Source organism: Candidatus Thiodiazotropha sp. AKAK2 (genome assembly GCF_058244685.1).
Map to the genome: position 1 here is coordinate 18,306 of NZ_JBSYOP010000005.1, position 24,971 is coordinate 43,276.

The following is a 24,971-nucleotide window of genomic DNA, read 5'->3' on the forward strand; positions in this document are numbered from 1 at the left end:
TTAATCTGTTTGGTTTAGCGGTCAGATTGAGACAAACTTTAATTCCTGATTGAGTCTGACAGGCGTATATTTACACGCTCAATTAACCATAAATAACGGTCGGTCATAACAATGACAGATAACAAAAGCATACTGATTACCGGCTGCTCCAGCGGCATCGGTCTGTGTGTCGCCAGAGGCTTGAAGGAGCGTGGCTACGAGGTCTATACCAGCGCACGCAAGGCGGAAGACGTCAGCATGCTGCGACAACAGGGATTCAAGTCATACAGACTTGATCTGACGGAAAGTGAGAGTATCGCGAATACGTTGGAACAGGTGCTGGAAGAAACCGGTGGAACACTCTATGCGCTGTTTAATAACGGTGCCTACGGCCAGGTTGGTGCGGTGGAGGACCTGAGCGTTGCGGTATTGCGTGAACAGTTCGAGACCAACTTCTTTGGCTGGCACGACCTGACCTGCCGGGTAATTCCGGTGATGAGAGCACAGCAGACAGGACGCATCATTCAAAACAGCTCGATTCTCGGTTTCATGACCTTGCCATACCGGGGCGCCTATGTGGCCAGCAAATATGCCCTGGAGGGATTGACAGACACCCTGCGCCTGGAGTTAGCGGAGTCCGGCATCAAAGTCTCACTCATTGAACCGGGCCCCATTGAGAGCCGGTTCCGCGACAATGCCCTGGCGATGTGGCAGAAAAACATCGACCCGGAGAGATCGGCACACAAGGTTTATTACCAATCGATGCTGCAGCGACTTCGCAAACAGGGAGCGGCGACCCCATTCACTCTGCCGGCTGAGGCTGTTTTGAAAAAAGTCATACATGCCCTTGAAAGCCCAACACCCAAGGTCCGCTATCCGGTCACCTTCCCGACCTACCTGTTCGGTATGCTGCGACGTGTCCTCACCAGCCGGGGCATGGACCGGGTACTGCTGAAGCTATCCGCCAGCGGCAAACGGTGAGACAGCGGTTTCTGGCCGAAGTTGACCCTGTTGTTTTGGTGCCGGATTAATACTTGCCAGGGGCAAGTTGAAGCAGCAAACCATTGTGTGACATGATCCCTGACCCTTGATCAATCCCCGGGCGGATATTTATGACAACTGAGTGCCCGATACCTGTCAAAATCAACTTGCACCGCAAGACACGATTGCTGGCGCTGCACTTCTCCGACGGCAGCAATTTCGAACTCCCATGTGAATATCTGCGGGTTTTTTCCACCGCGGCAGAGGTCAAGGCGAGCGACATCCCGATCACGGGCAAGGAGTGTGTCAATATCGAAAAAATCGAGCCCCAGGGTCAATATGCCGTCCGACTGGTGTTCGACGATGGACATGACACCGGGATCTACTCCTGGCAGACCCTCTATCAGCTCGGCAGCGAGTATCAGAAAAACTGGCAGAACTACCTGACAAAGCTCGATACGCTGGGCTATCAACGCCAACAGAGTGAACAGCAGGATCGATCGGTAAAACTCTTCTACTTCGCTTGGCTGGCTGACAAAACCGGTAAGGAGTCCGAGGAGATAGAGCTGCCTCAGTCAGTCACTACCATTGCCGAATTGCTGAAGCTGTTGAGAATGCGTCGACCTGAAATTGCGCCCGTATTTGACCAGGCCTTGCTGCGCCCCATTGTGAATAAACAGTTCGCCGAGCTGTTCACTCACCTGGATCATGGTGACGAAGTGGCCCTGGTGCCCAACCAGCCTACACCACCGGCGACACCTGACATCTGACTGTTACGCAAGCGGTTAGAACGAAGACCAGATCACTCAGACACAAATAGGCACGAATCAGTCTCAATTGTCGCTATTTGGATCAATTACATTTGCTGGCGGCGATTGGCGTCCAGATGAATCGAAAAAACTAATTGAGATCGAAACTCAAGGTACGGCTTTGACCGTTACGGATGATATCCACTTGGAGGTTCGAGGCATCTTTCAGCTGATCCATCAGTTTCATGGCCTCTTTGTCATTGGTCAATGGCACCCCATTGACTGCGGTAACCAGGTCCGATGGTCTCACACCGAGCTGGTTGTAGAGCTCCCGATTCTTCTGTGGCAGGATTCGATAGCCTTTCATGCCGTCACGGGATTTCACCGGCACAAACCTGACATACTCAAATACCTTCAATGGCTCCTGCTTCAACATATCCCGATATTTACTGAGATTGGAGTTACGGGATACCGGACCTGGACCAAAATTGTCTTTGGTCTTGACCGTTCGTTTTGCGGATTTCCCGGACCTTCGTTTACTCGGAGCGCTGTTGTTTTTCAGCTTGGGGAAACGCAGTACTTCAGATTGTCCCTTTCTCAACAGCACTACCCGGTCTGTATAGACCGCCTGTAGAGTGACACCGGACATAATTGCACTGCCCACTTTGTGATATTTCTGGTCTGAGCCCTTGGCGATGATTGCTGCACCGTTTTCCGGCAGATCTGCAACGAAAACCCCATGCAAGGTCAGATTCAGGCGGGTTTCCGGGGCTTTTTTATCGACTTTCTTCGCCTTTTTTACCGCTCCGGCTTTACCGAACAGATGCAGATCCGAGACCTTTGAGAGTCGGGTGTCACTGCTTGCCGATGAATCGACCGAGGCGGTTTGCTGGGTTTCTGTAGGAGCACGGTGATAAGGCACATCCGGTACGGGTATCAGTCCCCAGGTGAGATCAGCCGCACGCCAGCTGATCAGCAGGATCAAGAATATGGCAACAAGTATCGGCAACTGATTGCTGACGAAGCCCTCCAACCATTTGGGGGTACTCTTCTCACCTACCCATCCATCCAGATAGGATTGTGCACGTGTTGCAAAATTCATCTCAGTTATCCATTCGAGCCTGTTATCGCTAATCCAATCAGCCTCCCTTATTCAGGGTAGCGCATCAGTTTCGGATTCAGTTTAAATTCTCTCTTAATCTTAGCAAGCATCTTTTCAGCAAGTCTGTGATCCACCTCAGGACCTACTCTGACACGATAGTGTGGCTTTCCGTTCAATTTAACCGGCGCCATTTGTGCGGGGAGCTCCGCTTTGCGTAATCGTTGCACCAGTTTTTTCGCATTGTTTTCATTTGTCAGACTGGCCACTTGGATTATCCAGGCCGTGGGAGAAGGACGCGGTTTAGCTTGCTTCCCACTCTGCTTTGGCTCACTCTTTTCGACCGGTTTTTTACTGAGAATCGGTTTTGGCTTCGGCTCGGGCTTGGGTTTTGAGACTGGTTCAGCCGCCGCTTTCGGTGCCGCTGGCTTCACCACCATTTTCTGCTCTGGTTTATCAGGAGTTTGACTGGCAACCGGTTGATGTTGCTGGGATTGAGGTTTGATCGGTATGGCATGGGTGGATTTATCCCTTTGCTCAACCGGCTCATCGATCAACATCGGCACAAAAATGACCACCAGCGCAACCAGCACTGCGCCACCCAGCATCCGCTGTTTCAGTCTCTCCTCCAGTGCCATATCTCTTTATCCCTCTAGGGCCTGTTAACACTCATAACATGGTTTTAAACTTAGAACCGGTATCCGATCAGACATAATTCGGTCGCCATTTGATATAGGCTTCAACATCCATCGTTATGCAAGTATATCAGTTCCCTTAAGCGACCTCATGCCGGGTTGATGCGCTTTTTGTCAGAGCAGGTCAAGCGGGCTATTCTGTATTTGGATCAATAACATCCAGGGCATCGCCGACAACCAGGAAGGAGCCGAAAATCACGATCAGATCTTCTGCTTTGGCGCTGGCCTTAACGGATTCGAAGGCACTGGAAAAGTCCGAAAAACAGTGCACAGGCATCTTCTCCCCATGCGGCCGGACCACCCTGGCCAACAGCTCGGCCGATTGTCCCCTCGCCCCGGGCAGATCAACCAGATACCAAGCGGATATGGCGGAATGGAGGCACTCTACAATGGCTTCGGTATCCTTGTCCTTCAGCAAGCCGAACAGAGCATACACCTCAGCCGGCCAATCCAGATGATCGAGATAGCTCCTCAATGAGGCCACGGCCTGGGCGTTGTGTGCCACATCCAGCAACAGACTGGGCTGCCCCTCGATCAACTGTGTACGCCCCTTCAGTGAGACCTGTCTGAGACCCTGAGAGAGTTGATCCTGATCCAGCGGCAGTTTCGATTCAAGCAGGCTGCTGACCATCACCACGGCACTGGTATTATGTAACTGTGCCTGACCGGTCAAGCGAGCCAAAGGCAGTGTCTGCGGCTCACCCCCTGATCTCTGCCATAGGAAGCGATCGTCTGACTGGCTGACATTGAAATCCCGGCCGGCCAGGTAGAGCTTGGCACCAATTTGCTTTGCGTATCCCAGCACACTCTCCGGTATCCCGTTATCGCCGACGACAACCGGTTGTTTCGGACGCATGATACCGGCCTTCTCCAGACCAATCTCCTCGCGGCTGTTGCCAAGCCAATCGGTATGGTCCAGATCCACTGTGGTGATCAGCGCCAGATCGGCATCAATAATATTCACCGCATCCAGCCTGCCCCCCAGGCCGACCTCAAGTATCACCAGATCCAGATCTTGTTCGGCAAAGATCATCAGCGCAGCCAGGGTGGCAAATTCGAAGTAGGTCAAAACCGTCTCACCACGAGCCTGATCGACCTGCTCAAAAGCCAGGCAGAGCGCATCGTCGCTCACCTCCCGACCGTCAATTCGGATTCGTTCGTTGTATCGCACCAGGTGGGGTGAGGTGTAGGCCCCTACACGGTAGCCCCCCTGACGGTAGATACTCTCCAGCATGGCCACACTGGAGCCCTTGCCGTTAGTGCCCGCGATGGTCACCACCAGTGACTGCAGGCCCGCAGGTTTGAGACGCCGCCAGACACTGGCCACCCGATCCAAGCCGAGTTCTATCTCCTTGGGGTGCAGGGTTGTTTGCCAGTCGAGCCACTGCTCGAGGGAGTTGAAGCGCATTTCTGATTATCGCAAGTGGATCAGAGCAGTACCGACAGATCCAATCTGCCACTGCAGATCGGTGGCAAACCTGCCGCTCAGGCCCGGGGTTTGCTCATCAGAATGCTGATCAGGTCTGAGATACGATCACGCATATCCCGTCGATCGATAATCATATCGATGGCGCCGTGTTCGAGTAGAAACTCACTGCGCTGAAAGCCTTCCGGCAACTTCTCACGCACCGTCTGCTCGATGACTCTGGGCCCGGCGAAACCGATCAGTGCATTGGGCTCCGCTACATTGATATCGCCCAGCATCGCCAGACTGGCCGAAACACCACCCATGGTCGGATCGGTCATCACTGAGATGAAGGGCAAACCACGCTTCTGCAGACGCTCCAGTGCTGCACTGGTCTTGGCCATCTGCATCAGAGAGAACAGAGACTCCTGCATGCGTGCTCCACCGGATGCGGAGAAACAGACAAGCGGGGTATGCCGCTCCAACGCCATGTTGACGGCCCGAACAAATCGTTCACCGACCACCGATCCCATGGAGCCGCCCATGAAACTGAATTCGAAGGAGGCGACCATGATATCCATCCCTTTCAGTTGACCCCGCATCGCGACCAGAGCATCCTTCTCACCCGATCCTTTCTGCGCCTGGGTCAGGCGTTCTTTATATTTCTTACTGTCTTTGAATTTCAACGGATCGACAGACTCGAGATTAGCGGCGATCTCCTCCTGAGGTTCTGGATCGAGAAAGGTCTCAATCCGCCGCCTGGCGCTGATTCGGTTGTGGTAGTGACACTTCGGACAAACATCCAGATTTCTTTCCATCTCCGCCCGGTAGAGAATTGCACTGCAACCGGGGCACTTGGCCCACAATCCCTCAGGGACTGCTCGTTTGTGGCCGGCATCCGTGCGGATCCGGCTTGGCATCAATTTTTCGAACCAACTCATAGATGTAGTTAACCTTTATCGTTATTTATGTACAGCGTTGTCCATGGCCTGCCTCATATTTGAGAGCAGTTCCCGCAACGCGGCACCAATCTTTTCCGGTTGATCGGCCAGTGCCTCAACCCGGGATACCAGAGCACTCCCCACCACCACAGCGTCAGCCACCTGGGAGACCGCCGCAGCCGTCTCAGCATCCTTGATTCCGAAACCAACGCCTACCGGCAGATCGGTATTTTCACGAATCTGCTTAAGTTTTTCATCCAAACTCTTTATATCGAGATGGCTGGCACCGGTAACCCCTTTCACTGAGACATAGTAGACGAAGCCTCCGGAGAGTTCACAAATCCGTTCAATACGAGCCGCTGTACTGGTGGGCGCCACCAGGTAGATCTGATCCAGGCCATGCTGTTGCAGTGTCTGTTGGAACTCCTGACCCTCTTCGGGTGGCAGATCGACCACCAACACGCCATCCACACCCGCTTCAGCCGCCTGTTCGGCAAAAATCTGGTAGCCCATGATCTCGATCGGATTCAGATAACCCATCAGAACCACCGGTGTCTCACGATCCATCTGCCTGAAACGACTGACCATTTCAAGCACATCTCTGAGACTGACATGATACTCCAGTGCCCGTTCACTTGCCCGCTGAATTACTGGGCCATCGGCCATCGGATCGGAAAAAGGGATGCCCAATTCAATCATGTCTGCACCCCCGGCAACCAGGTCCTGCATCAGATCGACGGTGATCTCAGGCAGTGGATCACCGGCGGTGATAAAGGGGACCAGTGCGGTTTTCTGCTGCTGCCGAAGCTGAGCAAACTTCTCCTTGAGCATGCTCATATCTTCAGTCCCTCTTGTGCTGCTACGGTGTGCATGTCTTTGTCCCCACGCCCTGAGAGGTTCACCAGTACGATCTGGTCACGACGCATGGTCTGGGCCAACTTAGCGGCATAGGCCAGTGCGTGGCTCGATTCGAGGGCCGGAATAATCCCTTCGATACGGGTCAAATCGTGAAATGCGGCTAACGCCTCCTGGTCGGTTACCGCCACATAGTTCGCTCGACCGGTATCCTTCAGCCAGGCGTGCTCTGGGCCGACACCCGGGTAGTCCAGACCGGCAGAGATTGAGTGGGTTTCAATGATCTGGCCATCCTTGTCCTCCATCAGATAGGTTCGGTTACCGTGCAGCACACCGGGCTTGCCGGCGCACAGCGGGGCGGCATGCTGACCGCTATCCAGACCGCTGCCTGCCGCCTCGACGCCGTAGATCGCAACCTCCCGGTCATCCAAATAGGGATAGAACAGACCGATCGCATTCGATCCACCGCCAACGCAGGCAACCAGGGCATCCGGCTGTCTTCCCGCCTGCTCCGGCATCTGTCGACGCGCTTCCCGCCCGATCACCGCCTGAAAATCCCTCACCATCGCTGGATAGGGGTGAGGGCCGGCCACGGTACCGATGATATAGAAGGTGTTATCCACATTGGTTACCCAGTCCCGCATCGCTTCGTTGAGGGCATCCTTGAGGGTTTTGGAACCGGATTCCACCGATCTGACTTCTGCACCCAGCAGGCGCATCCGATAGACGTTCGCCTCCTGCCTGGCGATATCCACCGCCCCCATGTAGACCACACACTCCAGGCCGAGACGAGCTGCGACCGTGGCCGAAGCGACACCGTGCTGCCCCGCTCCGGTTTCAGCGATAATCCGGGTCTTGCCCATATGCCGGGCCAGCAGAGCCTGACCTACCGTGTTGTTGACCTTGTGTGCCCCGGTGTGATTCAGATCTTCCCGTTTGAGGTAGATCTGAGCCCCATTCAACTCTTCACTCCAGCGCTTGGCGTGGTAGATTGGCGAGGGTCGTCCCACATAGTGTTTCAGATCCTCGTCCAGCTCCTTGAGAAAGGCCTCATCCTGCATGAAGCGCTGATAGGCCTTACGCAGTTCTTCCAGGGGGTCCATCAGAGTTTCGGAGACAAACAGTCCACCGTAGGGTCCGAAATGTCCCCGCTCGTCAGGATAGTTCCCAATCATCTTTTCAGTCGTTGTCACCACGCATCACTCCTGCAATGAAGGCCTCTATCTTTGCCTCATCTTTGATTCCCTTCGCCGCTTCCACACCACCGCTGACATCAACCGCATAGGGATGCAGCGACTCAACGGCCTTTGTCACATTTTCACTATTCAATCCCCCCGCCAAAACAATTCTGCCTGCCAGGGACTGAGGTACCAGATCCCAGTCAAACGTCTTGCCGGTTCCGCCAGGCACACCGGCCTGATAGGTATCCAGGAGCAGTCCCGATGCGTCAGCATATTGCTGTTTCAGGGAGAGCAGGTCGGTCTCCTGACGCATCCGGATCGCTTTGATCCACGGCCTACCGAAGCCTCTACAATCCTCTGCGGATTCATCACCGTGAAACTGCAACAGATCGAGAGGAACCTGTTTCAGGATCTGTTCGATAACCGCCCTATCCTCATTCACGAACAATCCAACAACTGTAACAAAAGGTGGCAGGCTTTTCACAATCCGCTGCGCCTGTTCCGGGCTGACCGAGCGGGGGCTGGGAGGATAAAACACCAACCCTATGGCATCCGCACCCAGGCGGGTTGCCGCCAGAGCATCCTCAGTCCGGGTGATTCCACATATTTTGATTCTGGTTCTCATAGGTTGCAGAAAGATACAGCAAGCGATTAGCCGATGCTATGGCCGAAAGCGGTTTTCCACGCGATACCCATAGCAACGACAAGGCCATCAGCCCAATGCAAACTCCTCGGGATAATCCACCTGTGTAAGACAGAGCCCTTGAGGTGGTGCTGTCACCCCACCCAGGGTGCGATCACGAAGGGCCAGGATCTCATCAGCCCAGCTCTCCGACTGCTCCCCCTTGCCGATAGCAATCAGCACACCGGCAATATTTCTCACCATATGATGCAGAAACGCATTGGCATGGACATCGATGCTCAACATCTCCCCCTGACGGGTGACCGATAGACTGTGCACCGTCCTGACCGGGTGTTTTGCCTGACATCCGAGTGCCCGATAGGATGAAAAATCGTGGGTACCGACCAGCTTCTGAGCGGCCCGGTGCATCGCCTGTTCATCCAGTGGCTTATGAATCCACACGGCCCGGTCACGCCACAATGCGGAGCGGTAGCTCCGATTGAGTATCCGATAGCGGTAGTGCCTTCCGATTGCGCTGAAGCGGGCATGGAATTTCTCGGGCATCAGTTGTGCCCAACAGATGCTGACATCCGCAGGCAGGTTTACATTTGTGCCTAACACCCAAGAGCGTTCTGATCTTACCGATGGAGTATCGAAGTGCACGATCTGTCCTGTTGCGTGAACGCCGGTGTCTGTCCGTCCGGCACAGTGTACCGTCACTTCATGATCAGCAACTTGTGAGAGCGCGATCTGGAGTGACTCCTGGACACTGCGCACGTCACCCTGGAACTGCCAGCCATGAAAAGCCGTACCGTCATACTCAACCCCCAGAGCCACTCTCATTGAAGTTTCTGCCTTCTGCTATCGGATTCGGCTCTCCCTCTGCCAAATCTGATCAGGCTGCCGGTGAATCGCCCCGGCAGCACTGTTATGGCTAATGGAAAAATAGAACAAGTATTGCGTGGATACATATTCGGATTGAAAGCTCCTAAAACACAAAGGGCGCACACTGTGCGCCCCTCATATGATGCGGACAGAATCTGTCCGAAATGGATTACAATCAGCTGGTAAGATTGCTCAACAGATCCTGAGCCTCTTTCTGCTGATTCTCACTTCCCTCACCGACAACCTCTTCAAGGATGCTCTTGGCCCCTTCGTTGTCGCCCATATCGATATAAGCCCGGGCCAGGTCAAGCTTGGTTGTGATCTCATCCGTGGAATCCAGATCGAGATTTTCACTGTGACTCTGAAGCAGGCTCAGCTCATCGGCGTCATTGGATTCCTCATTATCCAGATCGGTTGAGATGCCTTCCAACTCACGCTCGATACTCTCGAGATCGAGATTGTCCAATACCTCTGAATCCTCCATTTCAACCTGGTCTTCAATCCCTTCGATGACTTCGCTGTCATCGACGTCGGAGAGATCGAAAGGCAGTGGTTCCTCATTCGCCTCCTCGGCGACAGGTGCGGAATCTATTCCGGCAGGCACAGACTCGACTTCAAGATCGCTCAGGTCGATATCCAGCGCATCGGAATCCTCCATCGCTGGTGTAGACTCGGAACCATCCATTTTGTTCAGAAATTCCGAATCCAGAGAGAGATCGGCTTCAAGGGTTTCGGAATCCATCTCATCCAGGTTCTCAAGACCACTCAGGTCCATGGAATCCAGCTCATCAGAGACATCTTCCGCTGGTGCTTCCGCCACAGCTTCCTCAGCAGCCGGTGTTGATATATCCGCTTCTGACAGCTGGCCCAGATCCAGACCCAGGTCATCCATATCATCCGCCATATCCGCTGCGGCAAGTCCAGCAGCGCCGGCAAACAGCGCATGACCGGGATTGAGCTCTTTACCCATAGTTGTGATCTTCGACCAGGCATCGGGCTGTTGCTCTTCCAGGCCATTATCATGCAACTGCTGAGCAAGGTTGCTATAGGCATCCGATTTCTTGGCTGAGAAGTAGATCTCAAGCAGTTTGTGCTTCAACTCTTCCCGTTCAGGATACTTCTCGATCGCCTGATTGATCAGCTCTTCCGCCTGCTGATAGCGCCCATAGGCGATATAAACATCGGCCTCGGAGAGAGGATCAACTTCCCCCGTCTCATCCTGCAAGGCATCGATATCACTGGGTGAGAAGTCACTCATGAAAGAGGTTTCATCAGTCGGAGAAGTCAGCGAGCTGCTGTCGTCCACACCGGAAGGTGCAATATCACTATCCGGCGAAACCAGAATGCTCTCGGCAAATTCAGCTTCGGCCTCTTTTCGACGGCGCATAATCATCGCCAACAAACCAAGCAACAGTACGCCGGCACCACCGATGATGGCCACCATCGTGCTGTTCTCTTTCAAACCATCGAAATAGCTGACTTTCTTCTCAGGCAGTTTGGCTACCGGAGGTTTTGCCAACTCGGGCTCCGCCATCGCCGGTTTGCTCTCCTGCGATTCCGCAACGGGCGGGGGCTCAGACACTGCCGGTGGCTCCACAGCCGGAGGGGCCATCTGTTCCTTGGCCTGCTGCTCAGCAATCGCCGCCTCGATATCGACCTCTTCGATGACCGTGCCTTCAGGCACTGGAATGACCGGTTCCGCCACTTTCTCCATTGGCGCTGCCGGCTCGGCTTCTGTCACAGCCACCGGCTCTTCAGGCGCCATCTCTTCAGCCGGTACCGCAGCTTCAGCTGGCGCTTCCGCCATTGGAGCTTCCGCTGCAGGTTCCATCTCCTGCATCTTTTCGGCCGCCATACTTTGTGCGGCCTGTACCTCGGCAAGCTGATCACTTTTGAGGGTCAGCAACCTTTGGATATCATTGATCTGATTTTCCAGCTCCTGAACTCGGGATTTCAGCGCGCTGTTTTCCTGCAGAGCCCCTTCATTGGACTCGCGGACAAGCATAATCTCTTGTTGCAGCTGCTCAATCTCAGCGAATTCAGCCTGACCTTCCCGCTCGGCCGATTCACCCTCGCCTGGCTTGGGAGAGACCAGCTTCAGACGATCCTCGGGAGTCGGTGCCGCAGATGGTGCAGGCGCCTCAGCAGCTTTCTCCTGGCGACTCGGAGCCGCCGCTCTTGTTCCGGCTTTCCACTCTCTGGTCTGGGCAAGAAACTCCTCACGGGCGGCCCGCTTGGACAGCCCAGTGACCTCCGCATCCTCGGGCAGACGCAGTATCTTGCCAACCTTCAGGTTGTTCACGTTGTTGTTGATGAAGGCAGATGGATTGTGATCCAGCAATGCCATCATCACCTGTTCGATGGACTCATTGCTTTCCTGCATCTGCTTGGCGATGTTCCAAAGATTGTCATTCGGCTGTACCGGTCCGTACTCCCTGCCGCCTGCAGAACTCATGCTGGTCTCAGACATGGGGGCAGCGGCTGCCGGTGCACTGCGACTGGGCATGACTTTGCTCACCACCGGCTGGCTTCTTACAACCGGAGCAGCAACCGGGGCTGGCTTACGACTCAGGGTCACCGGAGGATCGAGCAGTACGGTGAACTCCCGTACCAGCCGTCCTTTGGGCCAATTGACTTCCACCAGAAAATTCAGGAAGGGCTCGCGGATCGCATCTCTACTGGTAATCGTAATTACCGGTTTTCCCGATGCGGTCAGCTGCGGAGCAAATTTCAAACCAGTCAGGTGGAATGGCCTGTCCATGCCCGCCTTTTTAAAGGCCTCATGTGAAGCCAGCGAGACACGTACATCTTGCAACTCTTCCTGGGAAACGGAAAGCAGATCGATATCGGCCTTAAAGGTTTGATTGAGTGCCGATTGAGGGTGGATTTCACCCAGTCCGAGGGCTAATGCGCCCATTGGTGATAAGGCTGTTGCAACAGCCACTGCCAATGACAGCTTACGAATCATGCTTCCTCCTTGCCAGAAAACATATCCACCAGTCAATAAAGTCACCTTGACACAGTGGGTCAGAGGCCCGCCGTACAGCCCCGATCGGTTTTAGAATAAACTTAATAATCAGTCGCTAACTATAGCTTATGAATGATCTTTTTACCAAAAGTTAAAGGATCATCACACGAAATATTGCAATACTGTACATGTTGATGGCGATAACCGCTAAAAGTGAGAAATCGGTCTTACTTTTCACAATCGGTCAGACCGGTCTCAGAGGGACGGTTCAACCTCCCTCTGGCCGATTCAGAACAGCCACAATGACACAGTCAGGGACAGCTGCCGGCTTTTTTCGTTACCCTTCCAGCAAAATCCTCAACATACGCCGCAATGGCTCAGCAGCTCCCCATAACAACTGATCACCCACAGTGAAGGCATTTAGATACTCTTCACCCAGATTCATTTTACGTAAACGCCCGACAGGTACAGTCAGCGTGCCGGTTACCTTGGCGGGATTCAGCCCATCGACTGTCAGTTCACGCTCATTGGGAACAACTTTTACCCAACTGTTGGCGCCATCCAGTATTGACTCCACCTCGTCTATCGGCACATCTTTACGTAACTTTATGGTCAACGCCTGACTGTGGCAGCGCATTGCACCAATTCGCACACAAGTTCCATCGATTGGTACCGGGTTCTCACTTCGCCCCAGAATCTTGTTGGTCTCAACAAATCCCTTCCACTCCTCTTTACTTTGGCCGTTTTCCAGCGGCACATCGATCCAGGGAATCAGGCTTCCGGCAAGGGCAGCCCCGAAGTTATCTGTTGGGAATCCGTCATCGCGCATGGTATCGGCCACTTTGCGATCGATATCCAGAATTGCAGAAGCGGGATCGACCAATTGATCATGCACCGCCGCCTCCAGAGCGCCCATCTGGCTGATCAGTTCACGCATGTTACGCGCTCCCGCACCGGAAGCCGCCTGATAGGTCATGGAAGTGGTCCACTCGACCAGGTCCTCACGAAAAAGACCGCCAAGCGCCATCAGCATCAGACTGACGGTACAGTTGCCACCGATAAAATCACGCCGGCCATCAGCCAGACCGTTACGGATCACCGACTCATTCACCGGATCAAGCACGATCAGGGTGTGATCCTTCATGCGCAGGCTGGATGCCGCATCGATCCAGTAACCCTGCCAGCCGGCGGCGCGCAACTGATCATAGACCTGATTGGTGTAGCTACCGCCCTGACAGGTAACGATAGCCTCCATCGCCATCAGTTCATCGATATCCGTTGCATCCTTCAATGACGGAATCGGTTTACCGATATCCGGGCCCGCCTGCCCAACCTGGGAGGTGGTGAAAAAGACCGGCTCATCGATCAGGGAGAAATCCCCCTCATCCCGCATCCGGCCCATCAGTACCGAACCCACCATGCCACGCCAACCTACGAAACCGACTCTTTTCATCTTCAATAAACCTGTTTAAAAACTAATCGTCAGGACGCTCCCTGACTGTTGAACACCTTATATCAATATAGGTGAGGCCCAGGACCTACTCGCCTCGCCTATACCAGGCCTTAATACCACCACACTCAATCCAATGCGGCAACAACTGCATCACCCATGGTTTCACAGTTTACCTCAGTCATTCCCTCAGCAAAGATATCGGGGGTGCGCAGACCCTGGTCCAATACCTTGTCGACAGCGGCTTCCACCCGATCAGCCATCTCCGGCTCATTCAGACTGTAGCGCAGCATCATCGCCACCGAGAGTATGGTAGCCAGAGGATTGGCAACGCCCTGCCCTGCGATATCGGGCGCTGAACCATGAATCGGCTCATACATACCCTTACCCTGCTCATCCAATGAGGCCGATGGCAGCATGCCGATGGAACCGGTCAGCATGGCGGCGCAATCGGAGAGAATATCGCCAAACATGTTGGTGGTGACCATCACGTCGAACTGTTTTGGCCATTTCACCAACTGCATGGCGGCATTGTCCACATACATGTGGCTCAATTCGACGCCGGCATACTCTTCACCAACCCGGCTAACCACTTCCCGCCAGAGCTCGGTACACTCGAGTACATTGGCCTTATCCACCGAGCAGACGCGACTGTCCCGTTTTCTGGCGATATCAAAGGCCACCCGGGCGATGCGGTCGACTTCAGACTCCTGGTAGACCAGGGTATTGAATCCCTGTTTTTCGCCGCCTTCCAGTTCCCTGATACCTCGGGGCTGCCCAAAATAGATTCCACCGGTCAGTTCACGCACGATCATAATATCGAGTCCGGACACAATCTCGGCTTTCAGACTGGAAGCATCCGCCAGCTGTGGGTAGAGAATCGCCGGGCGCAGATTGGCGAACAGATTGAGTGCGGAACGCAGTCCCAGCAATCCCTTCTCCGGACGGATGGAGATGTCGAGCTGCTCCCACTTGGGACCGCCAACCGCACCGAGCAGTATGGCATCCGCCTCTTTGGCCAGATCCAGTGTCGCATCCGGCAAGGGTCCACCGGTAGCGTCGATGGCAGCACCACCAACCAACGCCTCATCCATCTCCACATCGAAGCCAAACCGATCGCGCAGTGCCGCCAGCACTTTTACCGCTTCAGTCACAATCTCAGGCCCGATACCGTCACCAGGCAGGATTAAAATTTGTTTGCTCATCGATAAATTACCTCAAGAAAAGAGCCAGGGCGCTTCATCGGCACGACGCGCTTCATAGGCTTTGATCAGATCCACATGTTGCAGAGTCAGGCCGATATCATCCAGCCCGTTGAGCAAACAGTGCTTACGAAAAGGATCCACTTCAAATGGAATAGGCTCGGCATCGCCGACCACCAGTTGCTGTTGCTGCAGATCCACAGTCAGGGAAAGTGCTTGCTCACGGGTTGCCTGAGCAAAGAGTTCATCCACAATTTTTTCATCAAGAACAACAGGTAATATGCCATTCTTGAAACAGTTATTAAAGAAAATATCGGCATAACTTGGGGCTATAACGACGCGAAATCCGTAATCGTCCAATGCCCAGGGGGCATGCTCCCGGGATGAACCGCAACCGAAATTTTCCCGAGCCAACAGCACCTGAGCCCCCTGATAACGGGGATCGTTGAGTACAAAATCCGGATTCAGCGGGCGCTTGCTGTTGTCCATCCCCGGCTCACCGTGATCCAGATAGCGCCACTCATCGAACAGATTGGGCCCGAAACCGGATCGTTTGATCGATTTCAGAAACTGCTTCGGAATGATCGCATCGGTATCCACATTGGATCGATCCAAGGGGCAGACGGTGCCGGTAAAGGTCTCGAATTTTTCCATTAGCTATTCCTCAATTTCAGTATATGTTTAATAATTTCCGTTTATTACAACAAATACCTAATGTTAATTCTTTGATTAGATCTCAACAAAGTGACCATGGATAGCCGCAGCCGCAGCCATCGCAGGGCTGACCAGATGGGTACGTCCACCCTGCCCCTGACGCCCCTCAAAATTCCGGTTGGAGGTGGATGCGCATCGTTCACCCGGTTCCAGGCGGTCTGCGTTCATGGCCAGACACATGGAACAACCGGGCTCACGCCACTCAAATCCCGCCTCGACAAAGATCCGGTCAAGCCCCTCCTTTTCGGCCTGCGCCTTGACCAGACCGGATCCCGCTACGATCAGGGCTAGCTTGACGTTGGATGCCACCTGTTGTCCTTTTGCCACTTCAGCCGCCGAGCGTAAATCCTCGATACGGGAGTTGGTGCAGGAACCGATGAAAACCTTATCCACCGTAATATCACGGATTGGAGTACCCGCCTCCAGCCCCATGTACTCAAGCGCCCGGCGCATACCGTCCGCCTTCACCTTATCCGTTTCAGCCGCTGGATCGGGCACCGCTTGGTCGACGCCAACCACCATCTCCGGTGAGGTGCCCCAGGTGACCTGAGGCTTGATGGCAGCCCCATCAAGGGTCACAACATTGTCGAACTCGGCGCCGGGATCCGTGTGCAGAGTCTGCCAGTAGGCCACCGCCTTATTCCAATCCTCGCCTTTCGGGGCGTAGGGTCGACCTTTGACATAGTCGATGGTCTTCTGATCCACCGCCACGAAACCCGCTCTGGCTCCCGCCTCGATGGCCATATTACAGAGTGTCAGACGCCCCTCGATGGAGAGTGCCTCGATGGCATCCCCGGCGAACTCGATCGCGTATCCGGTGCCACCTGCAGTGCCGATTTTAGCGATGATCGCCAGCACGATATCTTTTGCCGTAACCCCGGGAGCGACCTGACCATCAACCCGTACCTGCATCGATTTGGATTTTTTCTGAATCAGGCACTGGGTTGCCAGTACGTGCTCAACCTCTGAGGTGCCGATACCGAAAGCCAGAGCACCCATAGCGCCATGGGTTGAGGTATGGGAATCACCACATACCACGGTCATCCCCGGCAGGGTGGCCCCCTGCTCCGGACCGATCACATGCACGATTCCCTGTCTGGGATCGAGCATCTCAAACTCGGTGATGGCGAAATCCCGGCAGTTCTGATCCAGGGTCTCGACCTGCAGTCGGGAGACCGGATCGGCAATAGTCGACACCCCGCCCGAACGTTCGGTGGTCGGTACATTGTGATCCGGCGTGGCCAGATTGGCATTGGTACGCCAGGGTTTACGCCCGGCCAGACGCAGACCTTCAAAGGCCTGGGGCGAGGTCACTTCATGCACCAGATGGCGATCGATATAGATCAGCGCCGTACCATCCTCATCGGTACGCACCAGATGGGATTCCCAAAGTTTGTCGTAAAGCGTCTTGGCACTCATTGTTGCTCCTTTTGCTGGTCTGCCGAACAGCGCCTGTCACGGCGGGTAGTCAAAACATAGGGGAGTGTGCTACATAATACAAATTCATATTTTTCATTTTTTCCATTCTTTATAGGAATAGATATGGAGTTCTCATCACTACGCGCTTTTGTCCAGGTTGCCAGGGAGGGATCATTCTCCAATGCAGCCCAGACCCTTTACCTGACACAACCCGCCGTCAGCAAGCGGGTTGCGGCACTTGAACAGGAGTTGACAGTGCGCCTCTTCGACCGGGTGGGAAGACAGGTCTTCCTCACCGAGGCAGGTCGGCAACTGTTACCCCGGGCCGAGCAGATCCTGCAGGATATGGCCGATATCCGACGGGGGCTCTCCAATCTCTCCGGAGAGATCTCGGGTCGTCTGGTGATGGGCACCAGTCACCATATCGGTCTGCATCGTCTCCCTTCTGTGCTGAGAAACTTTTCAGACAGCTACCCCAGAGCGGAACTGGACATCCGCTTCATGGAGTCGGAAAAGGCCTGCCTGGCGGTGGAACATGGCGAGCTGGAGATGGCTGTGGTTACCCTGCCTCTCAATCCCATCAAGGCACTCGATGCGTTGAAGATCTGGCATGATCCGCTCTGTTTTGCGGTTGGCCCTGATCATCAATTGGCCCAACAGTCATCAACCAGCTTGAAACAGCTGGTAAACCACCCGGCGGTACTACCCACCAAAGGAACCTACACCCGAACACTGTTGGAACAGTCGATCAACGACCGGCAGCTGACAGTGAACTGCACCTTGGCAACCGACTATCTGGAGACACTGAAAATGATGGCCAGTATCGGCCTGGGCTGGAGCCTGCTGCCTGAAATACTGCTCGAGGAGGGTCAGATTCTTAAACTGGAAGTGGCGGAACTGCGGCTGAGTCGCTCACTGGGCATTGTGACGCACCGTAAACGAACCCTCTCCAATGTAGCAAATGCCATGCGCCAGCAGCTGCTGGCGCATGGCAATCTTCAGGTCTCTTAGCGGGTTCGCTCGCAGATCCCTTGCGGAAAGAAAAATTCAATCTCTACCTTGGCGGTATCGGGACCATCGGAACCATGCACAGCATTCTCATCAACCGTCTCGGCGAAATCGGCGCGAATGGTGCCTGATGCAGCCTCTTGAGGGTTGGTGGCGCCCATGATCTCACGGTTGCGACTGATGGCATTCTCACCTTCCAGCACCTGCACCATGACGGGGCCGGAGGTCATGAAATCGAGCAGATCATTATAGAAGGGACGCTCTTTATGTACGGCATAGAACTCCCCGGCCTGCTCACGGCTGAGGTGCAGCATCTTTGAAGCAACGATCTTCAGACCCGCGTCTTCAAAACGTGCATAGATTTTACCGATCAGGTTTTTGGCTACCGCATCGGGTTTGACGATGGAAAAAGTGCGTTCAATGGCCATTGTTTAGGGCTCCGCAGAGTCAGGGTTGAGAAAAAGTGGCTGCACGCTGGAAACTCATGCTGCAGCGCAGCAGATGCGCAAAATACTCATCTGTCCGATTGGTGTCAAGCTTGGGTTAGCCGCGACAGAGGTAATTCACCGCCAATTGATGTCATTACCATTAAACAATGAATTAAAGTGATTGTTGATGCCCATCGGAAGCAGATAGCGGATAGAACCAATTTGCGACGCTAGGCGTCCATTTGCGGCTCGATCTACTGTACCTGTTTAGCCACCTGCCCAGAAGATGTATCACGATAACCAAGCCAGCGCATCGCGATGATCACCGCAATCAACGCATAACCGGCAGCCACCCAATAAGGCGCCTCCGGCCCCATACCGCTCCACAGATAGCCACTCAACAGGCTGCCAAAGGCACCGCCAGCCCCAAAACTGATGCTGCTGTAGAGTGCCTGCCCCCGTCCCTGGTGCTTGCCGACAAAATAGTGGTGCACCATATGTATCGCTGCTGCATGGAAGGTACCGAAAGTCGCTGCGTGCATCACCTGTGCCAGCAGTACCATCGGCATCTGATCTGAAGTGGTCGCCACCAGAACCCAGCGGATCACCGCGATCGCCAGACTGACAATCAATACCGTTCGGGCACCCCAGCGATGCAACAGATGGTGCATCACCAGAAACACCAGCACCTCAACCACCACACCCAAAGCCCACAGCTGCCCGATCAGGCTGCTGCTGTAGCCGATCTCCTCCATATAGATGGAATAGAAGGCGTAGTAGGCACTGTGGCTCGCCTGCATCAGAAAGCAGACCAGCAAAAAGGCGATGATCTCTTTACGTTTCAGTACATCTAGAATCGAACCCTGGGCATGCTGGACCACACCGGCCCTCTTTTCGGGCACCAGCAGGCTGTAGAGAAAGATTCCCAGATAGAGCACCAGTACCACTTTCGGTACCAGCCCTACCCCCCACTCCTCGAGCATGAAGCCCAGCGCCAGTACCGCCAGAATAAAACCGATCGAACCCCACAGACGGATCCGGCTGTAGTGCTGAATCCGTTCATGCAGATAACTCATGGTGACCGCCTCGAACTGAGGCAAGGAGGCATTCCAGAAGAAGCTGAACAGCATCATCACCAGGGCCAGTGCCCAGTAGCCTTCAACATAGAAGACCCCGATGAAACAGATCACTGAGAAGAAGGAAGCGAGACGCACTATGGGCATGCGTTGACCGGTATGATCGGCTATCCAGCCCCAGATATTCGGCGCGATCAACTTGGTGACCATGATCACCGCCATCAATTCACCGATCTGTACTGGGGAGTAACCCCGGTCCTGAAGATAGAGACCCCAAAACGGCAGCAGTGCCCCAAGGGAAGCGAAATAGAAAAAGTAGAAACCAGAGAGGCGCCAGTAAGGCATCCTTCTATCTAACCACCAAGATCTGCAAGGCCAGACTCCACATCCATGTTCTGTCCACGATGACGCAACAGATGATCCATAATCACAATCGCCATCATCGCCTCGGCAATCGGCGTGGCGCGGATGCCCACACAGGGATCATGGCGCCCTGTGGTGACCACCTCCACCGGTTCACCCGAGCGGTTTACCGTCTGGCCAGGCAGTCGCAGGCTGGAAGTGGGTTTCAGCGCAATTGCGGCCACCAGATCCTGACCACTGGAAATCCCACCCAATACGCCACCGGCGTGATTGGTGAGAAAACCGTCCGGGGTCATCTCATCACGATGCTCAGTACCCTTCTGCTCCACGCAGAGAAAACCGTCCCCGATCTCCACCCCTTTGACCGCATTGATACTCATCAGGGCGTGGGCCAGATCTGCATCGAGCCTGTCGAAGATCGGCTCGCCGAGTCCGGCGATCATGCCGCTGGCGACCACGTTGATCCGTGCACCGATGGAGTTGCCTTCTTTACGCAGCTCATCCATGTAGGCTTCCATCTCGGGCACTTTGGAAGCATCCGGGCAGAAGAATGGATTCTGTTCAACCTGATCCCAATCGAACTGCTCCGCCCGGATCGGTCCAATCTGTGAAAGATAACCGCGCACCTGGATGCCGTAACGCTGCTGCAGATATTTCTTCGCGATACCGCCGGCGGCCACCCGCATCGCGGTCTCCCGTGCGGATGAGCGACCGCCCCCCCGATAGTCACGGAAACCGTACTTCTGGTTATAGGTATAGTCCGCATGACCCGGCCGGAAACGGTCCATGATGTCGGAGTAGTCTTTGGATCGCTGATCCGTATTGCGGATCATCAGACCGATCGGCGTGCCGGTGGTCTTGCCTTCGAATACTCCGGATAGAATCTCCACCTCATCGGCTTCACGACGCTGGGTGGTGTGACGGGAAGTGCCAGGCTTGCGACGATCCAGGTCATGCTGAAGGTCCGCCTCGCTAAGCGCCAGCCCGGGTGGACAACCATCCACGATACAGCCGATGGCGGGGCCATGGGACTCACCGAATGAGGTCACCGTAAAAAGTTTGCCGATACTATTACCTGACACAGAAACCTACCTCTTGGGAATCACTTTTCCAACCAGCCGTTGACCGTCTCCAGATCACTCTCACTGAGCGTACCGGCAGCGGATTTTAAGGCCAGACCATTGAGGATATAGCCATAACGGGAGTTCAGATAGTCACGCTGGGATGAGAAGAGGTTGCGCTGCACATTCAACACATCCACGATGGTACGGGTACCTACTTCATAACCGGCTTGGGTCGACTCCAGAGCACTCTGGGCGGAAACCGTGGCCGCTTTTAGAGCTTCCACCTGACTGATGGTGGAGAGTACGCCGCGAAAGGCATCACGAACCTGACGGTTAACCGCCCTGCGGGTCTGATCGAGACTCTGCTGGGCGGCACGATAGTTGGCCTGGGATTGACGGGTTGAGGCACTCACTGCCCCACCGGTATAGATCGGCACTTCGAGAGAGAGCCCGATCTTTGCGGTATCTGCTTCGGTTGCCCGATCACTGTCACTGCGGTTGAGGGAATAGCCACCCACCAGGTCAAGGGTCGGGTAGTGTCCCGATTTGCTGACATCGATCTCCTGCTCCAGCACCTTGAGACTGGAACGGGCGGCGATGATGCTGTAGTTCTGCTGCTGTGCGGTATCCGACCAATCCGTGAGACTGTTGGGGACCGGTGGATTGAGTAACAATCCGTCCCCCAGCTTGGCGAGCTCGCTCTTCGCTTTGGTGCCGATGATTTCGAACAGGGCCTCCCAGGCATTGTCGAGGCTGTTTTCAGCAGCGATTTCCGATGCCCGTGCTGCATCGTAGGCCGCCTTGGCTTCATGCACATCGGTGATAGCGATCAAGCCCACATCAAAACGCTGCTGGGCCTGTTCGAGCTGTCGACCGGTCGCCTCACGCTCCGCATTGGCCACCCGCAGGTCATCCTCAGCGGAGAGAATGTCGAAATAGGCAGTGGTGCTGCGGACCATCAGATCGATCTCTGAAGAGGCAAAATCCGCCTCCGCCTGGGCGATGGTGCTGTCTGACTGTTCCAGCTGCACCAGCCGGTCCCGTCGATAGATCGGCTGGGTCAGATTCAAACCCAAACCACTCTCCCGGTAGGTGCTGGTATCATCTACCGAGGTGCCCTGCAGGGTTTTCAGATCACTGCGCACCGCATCATAGGTGGCGCCCAGACCGATCGTGGGCAGCAACTGGGAACGGGCCAGACTCTTCGACTCACGGGCGGAATTCAACTGTTCTTTAGCGGCATGAAGCTGAGGATCATTTTCCAGGGCAAGCCGATAGACCGACATCAAGTCATCCGCTTGAGAAAGGGGCATCCATAGAAACAGGAAAAGTATCGCCAATTGCTTCGTGGGTCTCATTGTTTTTCCATTTAATAACGTGAAACTAACCAATTTCGGAATGTCGGGCACTTTACCATATTACTAACCGGACCATCAGTATCAATACTCACGAGGCCCTGTAAACACTAAGATAAGTGCCGGTTGCTCCTATTCGGGCATTGGCGGGACCAGCAGTTGCGGATCGATACGAGCGGCTCTGAGATTCATACGCCAGTCGAGATGGGGACCGGTCACCCGACCGGTGGCGCCGATCTCGGCGATCGGCTCACCCTGCTTTACCACCTGCCCCTCCTGCACCAGGATTTTATGCAGATGCAGAAACGAGGATGACAGTTGCAGACCGTGATCGATGATCAAGGTTCCCCCGGAGTAGAACATATCCGCATGGGCCAGGGTCACTACACCATCTGCAGGCGCCACCACCAGGGTACCGACCGGCGCAGCCACATCCACGCCATAGTGGGGCCGCTTTGGCTTGCCGTTGAGAATACGCTGGCTGCCGAAGACACCGGATATCACACCCTTTGAGGGCCAGATGAAACCGTTGAGAAAGTCGGTTCGATCCTCATTCAGTCGGCGTGCCTGCTTGACCTGCGCAACATCCTTTTTGATTCTCTCCCAATCCCGTTTTGGCGGAGTCACCTTACTCGGCGGCAATCCGTCGATGCGCTGTATCTGATATTCGCGGGCCTTGATGGTGAATTGGCGGGTCTGCCTGGGTTCACCATCCCGGTTCACCACCAACTTGTATTGTAACGGGGCGTCCCGATCAAAACCGATCAGAAACTCCCCGGTTTTGGAAACCTTTACCGATTCACCGTTGACCGATACCTGACTGCCCGGCTCAACCTGACCGATCAACATCCCACCTTGAACATAATCCCCTTCCAGGGTCATCGCCACGGCTGGCCGCAGAACCATCAGCAGTAGCACAAGTAACCACTTGATGGATGATGAGCCATTGATGTTGGGTGAGTAGGTCATAAGCGGGTCCATTTGATTAGGTTTAATTGTTCCGGGCCGGGATTGCCAGGCCACTGTGGCGAGCCTACAACATAACGAATCCAAACCAAAGATTGACAGACACCGAAACTGCTTGTAGAGTTCGCGGTCTCCAGCCGATCTGCATCGGCAAACCACATCATGCCGAGGTGGTGAAATTGGTAGACACGCTAGCTTCAGGTGCTAGTGGGGGCAACCCCGTGGAGGTTCAAGTCCTCTCCTCGGCACCATTCATATCCCTTTGATTACCAATCAATTTTTCAAAGCCCGGGCGTTGGTACAGCAGACGCCTAACGAGCAGTGGTTCTATTTCTAATGGACCACCATGCGTATCCCTTCTTATATTCAAGGCGACAACTACGGAGCCTTTTTACTTCTGACGCGCAAGTCCTACACCCCTACAAGCTGAGAGCAGCAAGCCCGAAATCATTAATTCTCTAGATACCTAAAATTCCAAAGAAGAAATTGAAGCGGCAAGGCTCAACACAATCATCATTATCAGTGTTCTGATGAGCTTTGCATGGTTAAGAAGAAAAATGAGAGGCACCTGTTTGGAAATCATCACACCATTTCCACTTCAAAATCAGACGAAACATAAATGTGAGTTCACACCAATAGAAATCGTAGCAATGCAGGTTGCCTGCTTTAAACCGAAGACATGACTAATTTACGGATTTCACCACACCAACTGTCACCCTCTGAACAGTTTTCACCTATCGCAACCCCCGATCAACCTGAAGTGGCACAGTAACCGTTGGTTACACATTTTGTTTTATATCGGGAGAGTGAGTGTGAGGGAAGGAAAAATTGCCAAGACACGATTGACTGCACTACTCAGGCACCGTTACCTCGGATCGAAACAGAGCGGCTGAAAAGCCACCTCTGCCCCCTTTCGTGATTGCAGACATTCTTCCGAAACCATAAACACCTGCCACTTTGTATTCGTCTTCACCTGGACAAATCAGTACGGTTTTCTTTTCAGAATTGACAATCTCTCTTGTGATGGGATGAAGAAGACCAGTGGTACAAGGAACCATTAGGAATAGTGTTCTAGCAGTTAAGATTGAGTAGTTCACAACTGAAATTATTCTGATACACTAACAGCGTTCATATGGAATAAAGGAGAATACAGTGAAGTATTTATTGATACTGATATCACTACTTACCGGAAGTGCATTTGCCGCTGACTACAATTATACCGATCAATGGAATGATGATGAGTCACCCGATGGATTACTGACCATTCAAATTCCACTCAGAGTTTATGATGTAACCAATACAGAGCTCATTGGTGCAGCAGTGGATGTAACGATTCGTAATAACTGGAAGATTGAAGCTTACTCAAAAGATACTATTGTCGCCTCATACAAAAAATCCAGAATCGAAATCTCTGCCGATAAACAGTATCTCACGATAAAAGAGGTTCCTCTTTATACTCAACCCAAGAAAAAATGGCTACTCTCTCTACGCAAGCATATTGAAAATAGAATTAAGTACCATCACTACATGCGCAAGATAGCAAAAGAGAGCTGATATGCTGGCCCT

General features: G+C 53.9%; 22 protein-coding genes, 1 tRNA gene and 1 pseudogene. 6 read left to right on the top strand and 18 right to left on the bottom strand.

All coding sequences use genetic code 11. The features are described from left to right. Positions 1-111: 111 nt before the first annotated feature. The 3 genes and pseudogenes from AC4IE8_RS00780 (at position 112) to AC4IE8_RS00790 (ending at position 1,730) form a co-directional block, all read left to right on the top strand. Positions 112-960: an SDR family oxidoreductase gene (locus AC4IE8_RS00780; RefSeq protein WP_068987272.1), complete on the top strand. Its 849-nt coding sequence runs from the start codon at positions 112-114 to the stop codon at positions 958-960. Positions 961-1,091: 131 nt separating this feature from the next. Continuing rightward, positions 1,092-1,439 (top strand): annotated as a pseudogene (locus AC4IE8_RS00785) (gamma-butyrobetaine hydroxylase family protein); the annotation flags it as partial. 48 nt (positions 1,440-1,487) lie between these two features. Next, positions 1,488-1,730 (top strand): MoaD/ThiS family protein, encoded by a 243-nt coding sequence (locus AC4IE8_RS00790; protein WP_490790083.1) that lies wholly within the window; start codon positions 1,488-1,490, stop codon positions 1,728-1,730. A gap of 130 nt (positions 1,731-1,860) precedes the next feature. Here AC4IE8_RS00790 and gspC read toward each other — a convergent pair whose 3' ends face one another. The 13 genes from gspC to leuC all read right to left on the bottom strand — a co-directional run bounded on the left by gspC (position 1,861) and on the right by leuC (position 17,145). Then, positions 1,861-2,811: a type II secretion system protein GspC gene (gspC, locus tag AC4IE8_RS00795; protein ID WP_490790064.1), complete on the bottom strand. Its 951-nt coding sequence runs from the start codon at positions 2,809-2,811 to the stop codon at positions 1,861-1,863. Positions 2,812-2,858: 47 nt separating this feature from the next. After that, a complete protein-coding gene (locus AC4IE8_RS00800; RefSeq protein WP_083225835.1) occupies positions 2,859-3,446 on the bottom strand; it encodes an SPOR domain-containing protein in 588 nt (195 codons plus the stop codon). 190 nt (positions 3,447-3,636) lie between these two features. Beyond that, positions 3,637-4,911 (bottom strand): bifunctional tetrahydrofolate synthase/dihydrofolate synthase, encoded by a 1,275-nt coding sequence (folC, locus tag AC4IE8_RS00805; RefSeq protein WP_068987269.1) that lies wholly within the window; start codon positions 4,909-4,911, stop codon positions 3,637-3,639. Positions 4,912-4,988: 77 nt separating this feature from the next. Continuing rightward, the gene (gene accD / locus AC4IE8_RS00810) at positions 4,989-5,849 is read right to left on the bottom strand and encodes an acetyl-CoA carboxylase, carboxyltransferase subunit beta (RefSeq protein ID WP_068987268.1); all 861 of its coding nucleotides are present in this window, start codon (positions 5,847-5,849) and stop codon (positions 4,989-4,991) included. A gap of 21 nt (positions 5,850-5,870) precedes the next feature. Next, a complete protein-coding gene (trpA, locus tag AC4IE8_RS00815) occupies positions 5,871-6,686 on the bottom strand; it encodes a tryptophan synthase subunit alpha (RefSeq protein WP_068987267.1) in 816 nt (271 codons plus the stop codon). After that, positions 6,683-7,879, bottom strand: coding sequence for a tryptophan synthase subunit beta (gene trpB / locus AC4IE8_RS00820; protein WP_490790084.1), 1,197 nt, complete (start codon positions 7,877-7,879; stop codon positions 6,683-6,685). Before trpB ends, trpA begins: the two co-directional genes overlap by 4 nt. A gap of 4 nt (positions 7,880-7,883) precedes the next feature. Beyond that, the gene (locus AC4IE8_RS00825; protein WP_068987265.1) at positions 7,884-8,510 is read right to left on the bottom strand and encodes a phosphoribosylanthranilate isomerase; all 627 of its coding nucleotides are present in this window, start codon (positions 8,508-8,510) and stop codon (positions 7,884-7,886) included. Between the two features lie 87 nt (positions 8,511-8,597). Further along, complete coding sequence (gene truA / locus AC4IE8_RS00830) at positions 8,598-9,350, bottom strand: tRNA pseudouridine(38-40) synthase TruA (protein ID WP_068987264.1); 753 nt, start codon at positions 9,348-9,350, stop codon at positions 8,598-8,600. 217 nt (positions 9,351-9,567) lie between these two features. Beyond that, positions 9,568-12,360 (bottom strand): motility hub landmark protein FimV, encoded by a 2,793-nt coding sequence (locus AC4IE8_RS00835; RefSeq protein WP_068987263.1) that lies wholly within the window; start codon positions 12,358-12,360, stop codon positions 9,568-9,570. Between the two features lie 337 nt (positions 12,361-12,697). Continuing rightward, a complete protein-coding gene (gene asd / locus AC4IE8_RS00840; RefSeq protein ID WP_068987262.1) occupies positions 12,698-13,813 on the bottom strand; it encodes an aspartate-semialdehyde dehydrogenase in 1,116 nt (371 codons plus the stop codon). 125 nt (positions 13,814-13,938) lie between these two features. Then, positions 13,939-15,015, bottom strand: a complete 1,077-nt coding sequence (gene leuB / locus AC4IE8_RS00845; protein ID WP_490790065.1) for a 3-isopropylmalate dehydrogenase — start codon at positions 15,013-15,015, stop codon at positions 13,939-13,941. Positions 15,016-15,027: 12 nt separating this feature from the next. Continuing rightward, on the bottom strand, positions 15,028-15,666 hold the full coding sequence (gene leuD / locus AC4IE8_RS00850) for a 3-isopropylmalate dehydratase small subunit (RefSeq protein ID WP_068987260.1): 639 nt from the start codon (positions 15,664-15,666) through the stop codon (positions 15,028-15,030). A gap of 75 nt (positions 15,667-15,741) precedes the next feature. Then, the gene (gene leuC / locus AC4IE8_RS00855) at positions 15,742-17,145 is read right to left on the bottom strand and encodes a 3-isopropylmalate dehydratase large subunit (RefSeq protein WP_490790066.1); all 1,404 of its coding nucleotides are present in this window, start codon (positions 17,143-17,145) and stop codon (positions 15,742-15,744) included. A 123-nt stretch (positions 17,146-17,268) separates the two neighbouring features. Here leuC and AC4IE8_RS00860 point away from each other — a divergent pair, with 123 nt between their 5' ends. Next, positions 17,269-18,156, top strand: coding sequence for a LysR family transcriptional regulator (locus tag AC4IE8_RS00860; RefSeq protein ID WP_490790067.1), 888 nt, complete (start codon positions 17,269-17,271; stop codon positions 18,154-18,156). On the opposite strand, the gene ndk is transcribed toward AC4IE8_RS00860, so the two are convergent. The 5 genes from ndk to AC4IE8_RS00885 form a co-directional block, all read right to left on the bottom strand. Next, positions 18,153-18,581: a nucleoside-diphosphate kinase gene (gene ndk / locus AC4IE8_RS00865; protein ID WP_490790068.1), complete on the bottom strand. Its 429-nt coding sequence runs from the start codon at positions 18,579-18,581 to the stop codon at positions 18,153-18,155. The genes AC4IE8_RS00860 and ndk overlap by 4 nt on opposite strands. Positions 18,582-18,835: 254 nt before the next feature. Further along, complete coding sequence (locus AC4IE8_RS00870; RefSeq protein WP_068987256.1) at positions 18,836-20,002, bottom strand: MFS transporter; 1,167 nt, start codon at positions 20,000-20,002, stop codon at positions 18,836-18,838. Positions 20,003-20,010: 8 nt separating this feature from the next. Beyond that, the gene (gene aroC, locus AC4IE8_RS00875) at positions 20,011-21,102 is read right to left on the bottom strand and encodes a chorismate synthase (protein WP_068987255.1); all 1,092 of its coding nucleotides are present in this window, start codon (positions 21,100-21,102) and stop codon (positions 20,011-20,013) included. A gap of 20 nt (positions 21,103-21,122) precedes the next feature. Continuing rightward, positions 21,123-22,442 carry a TolC family outer membrane protein gene (locus AC4IE8_RS00880; RefSeq protein WP_068987254.1) on the bottom strand — a complete coding sequence of 440 codons (1,320 nt, stop codon included), beginning with the start codon at positions 22,440-22,442 and terminating at the stop codon, positions 21,123-21,125. Between the two features lie 129 nt (positions 22,443-22,571). After that, positions 22,572-23,408: a M23 family metallopeptidase gene (locus AC4IE8_RS00885; RefSeq protein ID WP_068987253.1), complete on the bottom strand. Its 837-nt coding sequence runs from the start codon at positions 23,406-23,408 to the stop codon at positions 22,572-22,574. 161 nt (positions 23,409-23,569) lie between these two features. On the opposite strand from AC4IE8_RS00885, the gene AC4IE8_RS00890 reads away from it, so the two are divergent. After that, positions 23,570-23,656: transfer RNA gene (locus AC4IE8_RS00890), tRNA-Leu, on the top strand. Positions 23,657-24,557: 901 nt separating this feature from the next. Then, positions 24,558-24,959 carry a hypothetical protein gene (locus AC4IE8_RS00895; RefSeq protein WP_068987252.1) on the top strand — a complete coding sequence of 134 codons (402 nt, stop codon included), beginning with the start codon at positions 24,558-24,560 and terminating at the stop codon, positions 24,957-24,959. Positions 24,960-24,971 lie beyond the last annotated feature (12 nt).